Genomic DNA, 13,674 nt, shown 5'->3' on the forward strand with positions numbered 1-13,674 from the left:
TTGTCTATAATTTATTTATAGCCACATATTGACCATAATTAAGAACAAAACCAATATATTTTATCTGAAACGATATCGTCACTAAAGAAGGGTACTTTATGAGGAATTCGTTAGAAACTTTTGCAGATTATATTTCCTATTCACTTGCTTTACTATTTATAATAGTAATTTTGTTTATTATATATAACAGAATATTTGGATAGACACTGAAATAAAGATCCAATTTACATATTAGAGAGTTTTTCAGGTAATGAACGAGTAGATTATTATGAGATACAAAAAGAAACTTAAACTAATTGTTATTGCAGCAATAGTTCTGTTAATTCTAAGTGTCTCAATTATAGTTGGGAGTAGTTACCTGAACCATCAATATTTAATGGATAAGGAAAAAGAAAACTATCCTGCTCCAGGAAATCTAGTTGATGTAAATAATGATGGAAATAAGGTGCATGTTTATGCACAAGGTGAAGGAAACAAAACACTTGTTTTCATGTCAGGACTTGGAACTAGTTCCCCATTATATGATTTTAAGGTCCTTTACAAAAATTTAGCACAAGATAATAGAATCATAGTAGTAGAACGTGCTGGGTACGGTTGGAGTGATATCACTTCTACACCAAGGGATATTGATACTATACTGGAAGAAACCCGTAAGTCACTGATACTTTCTGAAGAAGAGCCACCATACATTTTAGTTCCACATTCTATTGCTGGTTTGGAAGCATTATATTGGGCTACACTTTACCCTGAAGAGGTTGAGACCATTATAGGATTAGATCCTTTAGTTCCAGGTTATTATCAACAAACAAAAGAAAAACCCTCATTTTCATATATCATAACTATACTAGCACGTACAGGCCTCATGAGAGAACAACCAGATGTTTTTAGTGAAAATTTTCCTGCTATGAAAAAAGGTCATTTGACAGAATATGATGCCAAAGTCGCTAAAACGATATTTTATCGACGTGTCCATACGGAGAATATGAGGGAAGAAGGAGCTATGCTACCAGTTAATTCTCATATAGTTAAAGAGCAAGGAATACCTGAAATACCATTCCATGCATTTATTTCCAGTGAAAATGAAAATATTTATTGGGAAAAAACCATAACTTCTTATGTAAATGCTACTGGAGGTGAATATTTCATTTTAGATGCTGGCCATTACATTCACCTTGATGAACCCGATCTTATACCAGAAAAAGTCAGGACATTGATTAAGACATGAAATGAGATACAACGCCAATCAGTCCAAAGCTAAATAGCTACTCGTTTCATTCATCTATCTTTAGTTCCTACATAGATTTAAAACTGAGTATAGTTTTTGATAATTTAGTTTTTAGTTAGCATGAAATATCAGTAGCTAATTCAGATTAACTATTCACTTCTCAATAATCGTTTAATCCTAAGTTTGCCAGTTTAAACTATTTTTGATTAAATATTACTAATTTTTGTCGGAAAATGAGTTTGCCAGTTCAGCTAATTTTGTTGATTTTACTATGATTTTAGCCACTTTGGACTCAATATTAGTGTATTTATTGCATCAAAATTAGAATAAATGAACTTTTTTACCTTCTTTTTAGCAAAATCTACGGTAACTGTCAAATTCAATAAGCTTTTTTTTATGAATTTTGTTGATGTAGATTTGAGTTCTTTGAACTCAAACCGCATCAACGAGATAAATAACTGTGCTATGAACCCAATGATAATAGCTCCATAGATGCTAGCATCCGACCATACTCGTAATGGTTTTATTTCCATCTCTTTCTTGAGCGAATGAATGATTTTTTCCACGGGATCTTTTTTGCGCTCGATTTGAAGAGCATCTTTTGCTATCAAATTCTTGCTTAATCCACTTATGAGCTTTGTTTATACTGAAATTATACTTGTTGCTATCTATTCCATTCTTCTCATGCTTTCCAAAAACAGTAGAAAAATCAAGTGATTCATAGAAGTAATCAACTGCTAAAATGGTTCCAATAGGAAATGATATATTTTCATTTGGCTTAATTGTGTTTGTTCTTAGTTTTTGGTGCATTTTTATCGAATAATACAAAGCCAAGAACACTTTTATTATTTATGACTGGCAAACTTAGGTTTCATTGATTGTGCCTGATATTAGAAAATATCATGTCTGTTTTTGCTTAAAAAATAATATGATAGAAATCCTATAAGCCTCCTCAATCATATCAATATTGCAATTTATACATACTCTTTCTCGAACTCAATCGTATAAACAGTGCCTTGAGACCCATTTATTTGCAAATTTCCGTTTAATTGTAAAACTAACATGTCTACTAAGTTTAATCCTAAAGAATCAGTATTATTAGAATCAAATTTTTCTTGAGACATTCCTATACCGTCATCACTGACAGTTAATTTATAATTAGTTCCACAATCTTTAAAAATTATTGAAATCGAGCCTTCCGATCTGTTAGGAAATGCATGTTTTAATGAATTTGTAACTAGTTCATTTAAAATCAGTGATAATGGAACAGTTTCGTCCATGCTAAGTTCAATCTCGTCAATATCCAGGTCAAGATTGATCTTCATATCCTGTGCCTTATATGCATCGATAATATCTTTAACAAGAGCACTAATATAATCAGACATTTCAATACTACCGAGATGATGAGATTCATATAATTTTTTATGGGCTAGTAACATTGCTTTAACACGTGCTTGACTCTCTCTGAATGAATTCTTTACATCTTCATCTTCAAATTTCCTAGCCTGCATATTAAGTAAGCTCATAATAACTTGCAGATTGTTCTTTACACGGTGATGTACTTCTTTAAACAGTAGTTTTTTCTTTTCAAGTTCTTCTAATCGTTTTCTTTCAGTTATATCTATCATGAATCCGCGTAGCTTTGATGGTGTGCCATTATCCATCTCTACATTAACTACATCATGTATCCATACAGTTGACCCATCTTTTTTTAGGAACCTGTACTCAAATTTATGTGCTTCCCCTTTACCTGTACATTCATTACAATAGTTCACAGCCCAGTCTCTATCGTCGGGATGGATATGTTCAGCCCAAAAATCCAAACCTGACCATTCATCTGGTGTATAACCTAGAATTGTTTCTACTTGAGGTGCTATATATGTCCATTCATCCGCTGAACATCATATTCCCATAAAATAGCGTCAGTAGATTCTGCAAGTTTCCTATACTTCTCTTTACTTGACCTTAATTCTAGCTGTGCTAATTTTTTCTCTGTTATGTTTTCGTGATATATCACGATATTATCCTGACCTTTACATCTACTAGCATGCATCAAAAACCATCTTTTTTCTTCCGGGGAGTGACATGGATACTCCAACTCAAATCTGTCACGATTACCTTCTATAAGATCCAAGAGGCCATTATACGCTAAATTTGCAGTATCATCTTCGTCCTCAAAAATTGCCCTTTTAGTTACTTCTAGATAATTTGAACCTATCTCACTATTGATAAGGTCAGGATTCCCGTTATCAACTGCAAAGTCTATCCATTTATTGTTATAGTTCAAAATATTACCAGAATTATCTAACAGTACAATGTTCAGGTCAAAGTTATCAAGTATAGTTCTACTGAAATTAGCTGGGTCCATATTATCCTTAAAGCTGTACTTTATATAATGAATTCAAAAATTATAGAGAAAATATTTTAAACTGAAAGTATGTTAATTTAGGTTATATAATTCCAAATATTTAGTTCTTCTTTAATAAGCAAACTATAATAACTACTTAATCCCTATACAATCATTATGTTCATGAGTGAATTTGTTGCAGTACCAAACTTTATATTCCTATTCTTTGGGATATTCATTGTTGGAACCCTGTTTTGGTTATGGATGCTTATAGATTGTGCTGTAAATGAGACAACTCAAGGTAACGAGAAAGTGGTTTGGATCATAATAATAGTATTCACACATTTATTAGGTGCTATTGTTTATTACTTGGTACGCAGACCTAAACGCAAGCAAACGCTTGGCAACTAAAGTTGAACAGGTTGTCAATAAAATGAATTCAAGAAATTTATTCATTGCTATAATGCTAATAATAATTACTATATTAGCAGTCTTACTTATAATCTCTATTGGAGGGTATTTAAGTTACACCCACGAACCACAACCACATCATCACGAGACATACATTCATATTTTTCCAGAAACTCATGTTTATGGTACTGATAATGTCACTTTCATGTATACACCAAATATTGGTAGAACATTAATAGTTACATATACAGTAACTGAAATAGAATCCGATAATGTCCACAACATAATTGAAACGGTTGAAAGGCAGGAACATGAGCTAGATCCTCTAAATCCATTAAAAATAGAAGTGGAGCCAAGAGAAATAGGACACAAATACCAAGTTGAAATGACAGTTGAAGATATGAACAATAATATTATACACAGATCAACAATGTCTGCAAGGATTCCAGATGAACAAGACAATTTTATTTCTAATCCTTAGAGTTCTTGATAACCTCTGCCTATTGAGTAAAAAATAAATAAAATTAAACTGCATATTTCACTTGGTGTACTAAAAATGAAAAAATCCACTATCAATTTTATAGTTGCATCTTTAATGTTTCTAGTTCTTATGGGGTTAATTGGCTCAGGACTTTCCCTGTGGCTGGTAATGCATGTGTATGAAACCATCCATTTATTCTTGGGATCTGTGATGGTTATTCTTGTTTTGATTCATTTGTACCTACACAAAACACAGATTGTAAAAATGTATGAAAGACTCATACCTGATCCGAATAAAAGAAAAGTGATTGCTTTAGGGTATACAGTGATATGTTTAATACTTCTATCAATATTCATTATTACACTCAATGGATATTGAGTTTAAGTCTCTGAAAAAATTGAATGAAGAAGGAATATATTTATCCTTCCTTTACTTCATATTATTTTGATCTTTTATACAAATAGATAGTTGTTGCTACCAAACCAAATAATGCAAATAATACTCCAAATCCGGGTATAGATTCTGGTTCTGGCTCCGGTTCAGGTTCAACGTCTACCGGCTCTGTAAAGCTTCTTTCAAGATCAAGACCAAACTGCCCCATAACCTCGGGAGAATGTGGTGACGACGTACCTCCTGCACGAGTACATGCAGCACCACCCAAGGTATGAGATTCTTCATCCAAAAGGAAATCATAGCTAACCACACTTGGATAAAACAGAGTTATAGTTGTACTTGGCACTTCATTCCAGTCAGGTGTACCTGTAAAACTTACAGCTTCAATATCAGCTTCAGTTCCAATTCCAAGAGAATAGCCCCATGTGACATAATGGTCACGACCTGAAGTATCGCCAATATGTACAGCTGGTGCTATGTAATAGATCTCACCTTCTTCAAATTTTACATCTTCTAATGCATAGCCAGTATCCAATTTTCTTACAAGTTCTACTGTCCATAAGCCATCTTCCCATGTACCATCAGCAGTAATCTGACCACGACTTTCAGTTGGTTCTGTTAGTATTCTGCGAGGTATTGTATCGCCATCTTCCCATTCATGTTCGGGATCAAATGGAACTGCGATATCTTCTGATAGGTAATAATAATCATTTATACCAATCTCCTTATTTTCAATGCTAGACCAGCTAAGTGCAGCAAAACCAGTTATGTCAGAGTTGAACATGTATGCTGGTTGTTCATTTTCATCGTCCCAATTTGTGTAATATGGGGATTGACCAGTATCACTGTGGCGATACTCCAAAACATATTGAGAATCTGAATATCCAATTGGATTACTTCTATGTGCTCTCCAATGTATCAGATCCAAAAAGACATTTTCTTCTCGTAACTGATCAAGTTCTTCCTGAGATACTACATTATCCCATGTAACTTCCTCACCTCTACTTTCTGGTATATATTTTCTAATATCACTAGCACCAAGAACTCCACCAAAATATTCGTGGTCACTCACCTCATCTGATGAAGGTGCATCTGGCATGAACCTGAAATCATCATGACATGCAACATAACACCCAAGTGTATCAAAGGAATTTACATGGTGGTCTCCCATTAACATTGTCATCCTATCTTCACTATATCCATCACGAACCCATTCCCCATTTTCGTATCTATAATAATCATGGAATATACCAGGATAGGCCATATCCTCAGACTCGAATTCGAATAAGAAATAGATATTTTCGTTATCATATGCTGCCTTGATCGTCAAATCAACCGTAGGTTCCTCTACAGGAACTTCGGCTGCAGCTAATGAAGTTAGTAACATCAACACCATAGTAACTAGCAACAGCTTAAAAGTTAAATTACATACCTTGTTATCTAAAAATAAAGCATTAATTTGTTTCATTCATTCACCTCTCTAATTAAAAAAACAAGAATTAATAGCAAAAAGTAGTGGATTGCCCACTTTACTTTTACCTACTTATAAAATTTATTTTTACTGATATATAATGTTTCGTTTTGAGGCAAATTGGGTCTTGATTCCTTTTCACAGTGATATTGTAAATATACATACACTGAAGTGACTTTAAAATAGAAAATTCTTAAATTATTTTTATTTCACATCAATTTGAAATAAGTATTTATATATATTGTTATTACGCATTCAAATTAACTCTAAAAATGGTGGTATGTTGGTAATAGAATACATTTCCTATTTAGCAGCAATTGGTTATGAATCTCTACAGGAATATCTTGCAGCACATGTATTATTGTGTCTAATTCCTGCATTTTTCCTAGCTGGCGCAATTGCAGCATTATTTTCAAAGGAAACTATACTAAAGTTCTTTGGAAGAGATACACCAAAATATATTTCTTATTCCGTTGCTTCGGTTTCAGGGACGGTGCTCGCGGTCTGCAGCTGTACCGTACTTCCATTGTTTGCAGGTATTAATCGAATTGGAGCAGGAATTGGGCCGGCATCTGCATTTCTATATTCAGCACCAGCGATCAACATTCTAGCAATTGTTTATACTGCCCAAATACTTGGATTCGATCTTGGATTAGCTAGGGCTTTGTTAGCCATTCTGTTTGCGATAGTTATTGGGCTCACTATGGCCATGATATTTGAAAGAGAGAAGAGTGAAGAGACACAAATGCATTTAGAAGATAGTGGAATTGATATGAAGAGTGTTAAACTTTTCATGTTACTGCTTGCAATAATGATATTACCAAATTTCTTTGATTCATTAGCAATAAGTTTGGTTGTAATCTCACCTCTTGTAGCCGTTACCGTATATTATTCATTCATGTGGTTTAGTAAAGATGAACTTCGTTCCTGGATGAATGAAGTATGGTTCCTTGTAAAACAAATAGTACCTCTATTGCTTGTTGGTATTTTCTTTGCAGGAATAATTGTGGAACTGTTACCCGCCGAATATGTTGTGAGGTATGTAGGAGAGAATACCTTAGTTTCAAATCTTACAGCTGCTGTTGCTGCAGGTTTAATGTATTTCTCGACTTTAACTGAAGTACCTATCGTGGGTTCGTTAATATATCTTGGAATGGGGAACGGACCAGCACTTACCATGTTATTAGCTGGCCCTGCAGTAAGTTTACCTAACATGATAGTGATCACACGTATAATAGGTCTCAAAAAGGGATTGACATACGTCCTATTAGTTACATTAATTTCGGCATTTGCAGGACTTATTTTTGGGTTCCTGGTATGAATTGTGATTGTGATCTAACTTCAAACATGAGAATAGAATAGCTACCATGATTGTCAGCGATTCTTATTTAAATATGAAAATACACAAATGATAATAGGAGTGATTGGATGAAAATAGAAATACTTGGAACCGGTTGTGCAAAATGCAAAATGGTACTTGAAAATGTAGAGAAGGCCGTGAATAGTGTAGGAGTTGATGCTGATATCAAGAAGATTGAAGATATAAATGATATTATGGGGTATGGAGTAATGGTCACTCCTGCGGTTGTCATTGATGGTGAAGTTAAGGTCTCCGGTAAAGTACCAAGCGAAGATGAGATTAAATCATGGCTAACAGTGTAAGTATAAGAGTACACTAAATACAGTAAAAAAACAGATTTATTTTTCCTTTATTTCTTTAATTTGGTGTTCTTAGTTCTATTTATAGTGACATATTTAATTATCTTGAGGGATATCCTATAATATAAGAATTATAGATAATTTTTTAGTAACTGCAAGTATAAAGTATAGGGAGAAGATTAGATACATGAACCGTACACAATTGATCCGAATTGTTACATTACTAGCTTTTTTGTTAATGGTTAGTGTCAATATACTAGCCAATACTTTACCAATAAACGAAGTAACAACTGGTCAAGTATCTGACTCATATCCAAACCTTTTTGCGCCTGCAGGATTCACATTCGCAATTTGGGGTCTCATCTACCTCTTATTAGCAGGATACACAGTTTACCAGCTAGGATATTTCAAAAAGAGTACAGCTGATGAGAACACTGAACTATTGAACAATGTTGGCATTCTATTCTCCATATCTTCTGTTGCAAATGCTGCATGGATATTTGCATGGCATTACCAGCAAATATTCTTAGCCTTGTTATTGATAGTTGTGATCTTGGTTTGCTTGATACTAATAAATCAAAATACAAGAAATGATATGTTTTCTTTGAATGAGAGACTTTTTATCGCTATTCCTTTTAGCGTTTATTTTGGTTGGATCACCGTAGCTACGATTGCAAATGTTACTACATTGCTTGTAAGTATCAACTGGGATGGATTCGGAATTGCTGAACCCACATGGACCGTGATCATAATCTTTATCGGATTTCTCATTGGAGCTACAACCATGTTGAAAAATCTCGATCTTGCCTATGGCCTAGTGATTATCTGGGCATATTCTGGAATATTATATAGACATATATCATCAGAAGGGTTTGATGGCGAATATACTTCAATCATCGCCATTACATTACTTTGTATTATTTTACTGTTAATCTCAATAATCTATATTATATATCGAAGAAGAAATAGTAATAGTGCTTATAACCAACTTTGATTGGCTTTGTACCCATTCTTTATTACTGACAATCAATACAACTTATCCTTAAGATTGTTTGTTTCTCTGTAATTAGTAATTAGCTAACTATACAATTCTAACCTTTGTGGTATTTCACTTTCTTCCAAAGTGGAATAGACCAAGCCACATCCAGAAAGCCAATAAAACAATCGCAAGGATGAGAACTGGCACGGGACCGAATTGGAATATGAGGGGAACTGATGCTGCTGTAAAAATTCCACCACCAACAATAGGTTCAAACAAGAGCTGTTTGTATCCGAAACTCTCGAGTGCAGGTGATTTGTTTTCAGGATCTGCTATTTTCATTAGCAATAGACCACTGGCAGTCATACCCATGGATTGACCAAAATTACCAATACCTCTTTCAAACCAATAAGAAGGTATCATCCTTGGTGCTAAATAGAGATATGCTACAATGTTCCAAACAATACCTACTAGAGCTAAAATCAAGAACGGTGCAAGGTTCTCACCAATAACTGTTAGTGATAAGGTCGCAATTGCACTTACAATTAGAATGTCGAGTGAAAGACCTTGAATTCGCATCATAATATTTCGATCAAGTGTTTGGTGGACATCGAACTTATCAAGGAATAGTTGTAGAAGAATACCTCCTATCATAGCCAGAGGGAACAGTGGAATATATTTCAATAGATAGATATCCATTGATTGACCCCACATCAATTCTTCTATCAAGATAAGTATTTCAAGTAAAATGTAACCTATACCAATAGCAACACCAACGTAAGCTAAATGTAATGATAGTGGTTCAATTGATTCAGGTCTTGTGGTGATAGATCCTGCTGATTCCCTTGCATCAAAGTCAACAATACCTGCTTGCTGCAACTTATCCATTTTAATCTCACTTGAATCCTTTAAAACTGATGAATCACCACGCCGAATACCATAATTCAATAAAATTATCCCGAAAACAACACCTACCAAAATACCAATTGTTGCCAAACCTAATGCAAGATCTGCACCTTCTTCAAAACCCAGTTCTTCAAATGTGCCGGCCATTCCTGCCGCTGTTCCATGTCCACCTTCAAACCCTATCTCAATAAGTGCACCTGCCATTGGATTTACTGCAAAGAAAGGTGTCAGGATAAGTAATGTTACTAAGATACCAAAGACATATTGGCCCCATGCCATAGATTGACCATGTGCTACTTGAGGCCCGGCGATGAGCCATATCTTCTTGAGATTAGGTATCTTTTTACCAAGGAAAAGTGTTGCAAATATTATGTTGATGAAAAGGCCAGGTAGAACTGCCCATGAATCCAGAATATTTTCAGGAAATAGACCGTCAGCTAAAAATGTATTATCATAACCAAGCCATGTTACTATATAACCAAGAACGTCAGGACCAAGAAATAATGCAAGAAATCCACCTATCAATGAACTTGGAATGAAGAGTCTTTGTAAAGGCGGGGACATTAAACGAATCCATTTACCTAATAATAAAATAATACCAAGTAAAAGAAAACTCATTCCTACCATTGAAGCTGACATTGATCTTACATCCCTACACTATCACTTTTTTTCTACTTAGCTGTTATTATAATGATAATATTTTAAAGTTAAACCTTTTCATTACCTTGTTCTCTTGAACGTATCCAGACATTATAAAGATAGCTCTTTGCATCATCCCCAAGATCAAGAAGTTCATCTCTACTGAATTGTTCAAACCGATTTAATCCTGTGTCCAATGTATTTTGATTATTTCCTTGTTGGATCACAAAGGGAACTTTCGGATCAAGATTTGAAGCAATCCAGTTAGAGATATCAAGTATCTGAGCGGGTGTACCGACCAATCCTTTCATAACCGTTGTACGTATCTCTAACTCTATATTAGAACTATGAATATATTTAAGAGACTTCTTTACCCGATCAATCACTTGAATAGGATTTAAATTAGTACTATATTTCGAGTCAAGACCACATACTTTTGAATATAAGTAAATGTCACTAAAAGGTGCTTTTAGATCAATAAAAAACCTGTCAACCATATTTTGAGATATTAAGTACTTGATAGACTCATCAAAAAAGCCGTTAGTTTCAACCCCTACCAATAACCCTTTTTCTTTAGCAAAAGATGCTAACTCCAATAGGCCATTCATATGTAACAAAGGTTCACCTCCTGAGAAAACAACAGCGCTCACAAAAGGAATTGATTTAATTATATCCTGTTTAGGTACAGAAATATCTATAAGTTCATTTTTCTCCAAAAGTTCATGGTTCTGACAGTAGGGGCATCTAAACGGACATTGATTAAAAAAAAGAACGGTTGATGCTCTGCCATACCAATCAACCGTTGATACTGAAACTGAACTCGAATAGTTCACTTCCATAATTATTCTTAGACCATGTCGGATGAGTTATATCTCATACGATCTTTCAATTCTTGCTTTTTCGCTGCGTTCCATCCACCTACTGCTTGAACATACCCAGTGACCCTTGATAAATGTTCAACATTATCCGAATTACAGTTTGTACACATGTCTTTCAGGCCAGAATCCACATGGAAATCGTTCATACATACAGTCATATCTTTAGTAAAAGCAAAATAACCAACCTGTGTATTCTTGGCTATATTCATAGCAAAGTCTTTAAGACCTTTAGGATCGGGATGACCTTCTCCCATCCATACATGCAAGATATTCCCACCATCAACTATTGGGAAGAACACATGTTCGACATTGATTCGATCTGTTATAGATACATTTGCGCCTGGGGGTACATGTGTACCATTGGTATAATAGATCGGGAGATCCCTTGTATCTTTGATCTGAGCCCTGGTACTTTCAATATCACCTTTAATGACATTCTCTGCATAGCTAGAGAATTCTTCGTGGAGCAGATCAGAGACTGCAAAACGCTGACATGTTGTTTCTGCAGGAGTTCGAGCTAACGCAATTTCCATAGAATATTTAGAACTAAGCTGTTTTGAATAGAGTTCCATTTCTGTCATGCACCTTATAGCAAACTTGAAAGCATCCTTTGATTCATGCATTTGGTATCCTGTGTGATGCTGGACAAGTTCATTAAGACCTATTACGCCTATAGTATATACTAATGAATCTATATCTACTGCAATAGCTCCTTTCTTTCCGGTTACTGGGTCTTTGGGCTGTTGAGTTGCAAACGGCATTCTACCATTATTGATAATATAATCCATCCACCGCCTCTTTACCTTGAACACCTCAACTGCTTGATCCATTAATCTCCTGAGTTCCTTGAATAAGGATTCATCAGTACCGTTTGCCCTATATGCAGCCCTGGGACAGTTCAAGGATACAACCTGCCATGCACCCATTGAAAAGTGCATTCCATCCTTGAAATACAACTTATCCTCGAAATAGGAATCTGCATCAGCAGTTGCTGAGAACTGGTATGCGCAACACTGGTAACAGGATATACCCTCACCTGCTCCCCTATAAGAAGGCAATTGATTATCAAAATAAGGTGTCCCAAACTTAGAAGCAAGTTCAAACGACATTGTATACAGTTCATCGTATGTTGGAAGTTCTGGGTTCAGACGATTGAACTCTTCATCCTCTTCCATAAAATCAGGCTCAATCGATATCTCAGGTTTGGGGAAATTGAACGGTTTACCCCAATAGTCCCCTTGTAACATGACATTCATTAAAGCCTTAAACCCGAGTCTTACTTCACGTTCGAATTCTCCATATGTCCTAAGAGGCACGTCTTGACCATTCCATACACGGCCTTTTGCAACAATTGGTTTATCTCTCCACAGTTTAGGTACGCCTGGGGATAGTTGTACCGATGAGAATACTAGTTGCCCGCCTCTAGCAACCATCATTTGTGTCATTTCATACACGAACATTTGCATTAATTGTTCGATCTCCTGATATTCCATCCCTTCAAAATAAGGAGCTATGAAAGTAAGGAAGTTATAGAAGCCTTGTCCACCTGCAAAGTTGGTCTGGGCACTACCAAGAGCCTTAACTGCATGGAGTATAGCAACCTCTGCATTTTTTGACGGACCTGCGACACTGGCCTTTGTACCAGAACCGTCTGGCATTAGACCATAATAGAAAAAGTATCTTAAATCCCAGTCCTGGCAGAATGCTCTAGTACCCAAATATTCTAAATCATGTATATGAATATCACCGTTTAAATGAAGGTCTGCAACCTTTGGCGGTAGTAAAAGAAGGTACTGTTCCTTTGAGATCTTATCAGCTTTCTTTTTATGAGAAGTTTCTGCATTCTCTTGAAGGTTTGCATTATCTTTAGCCTCAAATCCGGTACCGATATCTATCTTATAAGCGTCATAAACTGGTGTACCTACCCTCGTAGATATGTTCCTCCACTCAACATGTCCTCGTTCAATAAGAACAATATTGACAAGTTCCCGTACAAGTGGACTTGACAAGAACTTTAAGTTCATACCACGGATCCTCTTCTCCGTTTCTTTTGCGATCTCTTTAGCCTCTTCCAATGTCACTGCGGGCTTATCATAGAACTGTTCACATAGCTGTGTTTCTTTAAGCAGCTGATTGACAACAACATTGCGGTCCCAATCAACAATATGTCCGTCAGTGGTTCGCACCTTTGGCATAGCTGGTACTACTCTACCTTCCAAAGTTTGTTGTTTTGGCATGTTCTCTAAGTGGGTTTCGCCTTGTTTCATATCCATACCAGCCTCTTT

General features: G+C 35.4%; 13 protein-coding genes and 1 pseudogene. 7 read left to right on the top strand and 7 right to left on the bottom strand.

Going from position 1 to position 13,674, the window contains the following annotated elements:
• The first annotated feature begins 268 nt into the window (after window positions 1-268).
• Window positions 269-1,225: an alpha/beta hydrolase gene (locus J2T59_RS03965; protein ID WP_259134162.1), complete on the top strand. Its 957-nt coding sequence runs from the start codon at window positions 269-271 to the stop codon at window positions 1,223-1,225.
• Window positions 1,226-1,494: 269 nt separating this feature from the next.
• Here the strand turns inward: J2T59_RS03965 and J2T59_RS03970 are convergent.
• From J2T59_RS03970 to J2T59_RS03980, 3 genes and pseudogenes are all read right to left on the bottom strand, one after another.
• Window positions 1,495-1,839: pseudogene (locus J2T59_RS03970) on the bottom strand (IS1634 family transposase); the annotation flags it as partial.
• A gap of 360 nt (window positions 1,840-2,199) precedes the next feature.
• A complete protein-coding gene (locus J2T59_RS03975) occupies window positions 2,200-3,102 on the bottom strand; it encodes a sensor histidine kinase (RefSeq protein WP_310572658.1) in 903 nt (300 codons plus the stop codon).
• Window positions 3,099-3,593 carry a PAS domain-containing protein gene (locus tag J2T59_RS03980; protein WP_259134164.1) on the bottom strand — a complete coding sequence of 165 codons (495 nt, stop codon included), beginning with the start codon at window positions 3,591-3,593 and terminating at the stop codon, window positions 3,099-3,101. Before J2T59_RS03980 ends, J2T59_RS03975 begins: the two co-directional genes overlap by 4 nt.
• Before the next feature lie 162 nt (window positions 3,594-3,755).
• Here J2T59_RS03980 and J2T59_RS03985 point away from each other — a divergent pair, with 162 nt between their 5' ends.
• From J2T59_RS03985 to J2T59_RS03995, 3 genes are all read left to right on the top strand, one after another.
• Window positions 3,756-3,983, top strand: a complete 228-nt coding sequence (locus J2T59_RS03985) for a PLDc N-terminal domain-containing protein (RefSeq protein WP_259134166.1) — start codon at window positions 3,756-3,758, stop codon at window positions 3,981-3,983.
• On the top strand, window positions 3,973-4,464 hold the full coding sequence (locus J2T59_RS03990; RefSeq protein ID WP_259134169.1) for a hypothetical protein: 492 nt from the start codon (window positions 3,973-3,975) through the stop codon (window positions 4,462-4,464). The genes J2T59_RS03985 and J2T59_RS03990 overlap by 11 nt, the downstream gene beginning before the upstream one ends.
• A gap of 75 nt (window positions 4,465-4,539) precedes the next feature.
• On the top strand, window positions 4,540-4,842 hold the full coding sequence (locus J2T59_RS03995) for a hypothetical protein (RefSeq protein WP_259134171.1): 303 nt from the start codon (window positions 4,540-4,542) through the stop codon (window positions 4,840-4,842).
• Window positions 4,843-4,903: 61 nt separating this feature from the next.
• On the opposite strand, the gene J2T59_RS04000 is transcribed toward J2T59_RS03995, so the two are convergent.
• A complete protein-coding gene (locus tag J2T59_RS04000; RefSeq protein WP_259134173.1) occupies window positions 4,904-6,325 on the bottom strand; it encodes an ethylbenzene dehydrogenase-related protein in 1,422 nt (473 codons plus the stop codon).
• A gap of 283 nt (window positions 6,326-6,608) precedes the next feature.
• Here J2T59_RS04000 and J2T59_RS04005 point away from each other — a divergent pair, with 283 nt between their 5' ends.
• The 3 genes from J2T59_RS04005 to J2T59_RS04015 all read left to right on the top strand — a co-directional run bounded on the left by J2T59_RS04005 (window position 6,609) and on the right by J2T59_RS04015 (window position 8,981).
• On the top strand, window positions 6,609-7,649 hold the full coding sequence (locus J2T59_RS04005) for a permease (RefSeq protein ID WP_310572655.1): 1,041 nt from the start codon (window positions 6,609-6,611) through the stop codon (window positions 7,647-7,649).
• Window positions 7,650-7,756: 107 nt separating this feature from the next.
• Complete coding sequence (locus J2T59_RS04010; RefSeq protein WP_259134177.1) at window positions 7,757-7,990, top strand: thioredoxin family protein; 234 nt, start codon at window positions 7,757-7,759, stop codon at window positions 7,988-7,990.
• Between the two features lie 184 nt (window positions 7,991-8,174).
• Window positions 8,175-8,981: a TspO-related membrane protein gene (locus J2T59_RS04015; protein ID WP_259134180.1), complete on the top strand. Its 807-nt coding sequence runs from the start codon at window positions 8,175-8,177 to the stop codon at window positions 8,979-8,981.
• A gap of 114 nt (window positions 8,982-9,095) precedes the next feature.
• Here the strand turns inward: J2T59_RS04015 and J2T59_RS04020 are convergent, their stop codons facing one another.
• The 3 genes from J2T59_RS04020 to nrdD form a co-directional block, all read right to left on the bottom strand.
• Complete coding sequence (locus J2T59_RS04020) at window positions 9,096-10,511, bottom strand: sodium/glutamate symporter (protein ID WP_259134182.1); 1,416 nt, start codon at window positions 10,509-10,511, stop codon at window positions 9,096-9,098.
• A 68-nt stretch (window positions 10,512-10,579) separates the two neighbouring features.
• Window positions 10,580-11,350 carry an anaerobic ribonucleoside-triphosphate reductase activating protein gene (locus J2T59_RS04025; RefSeq protein WP_259134184.1) on the bottom strand — a complete coding sequence of 257 codons (771 nt, stop codon included), beginning with the start codon at window positions 11,348-11,350 and terminating at the stop codon, window positions 10,580-10,582.
• 8 nt (window positions 11,351-11,358) lie between these two features.
• Window positions 11,359-13,626: an anaerobic ribonucleoside-triphosphate reductase gene (gene nrdD, locus J2T59_RS04030; RefSeq protein WP_374761077.1), complete on the bottom strand. Its 2,268-nt coding sequence runs from the start codon at window positions 13,624-13,626 to the stop codon at window positions 11,359-11,361.
• Window positions 13,627-13,674: the final 48 nt, after the last annotated feature.

Origin of the sequence: Methanosalsum natronophilum, assembly GCF_024808815.1 — an archaeon.
In the GTDB taxonomy this organism is placed as follows: domain Archaea; phylum Halobacteriota; class Methanosarcinia; order Methanosarcinales; family Methanosarcinaceae; genus Methanosalsum; species Methanosalsum natronophilum.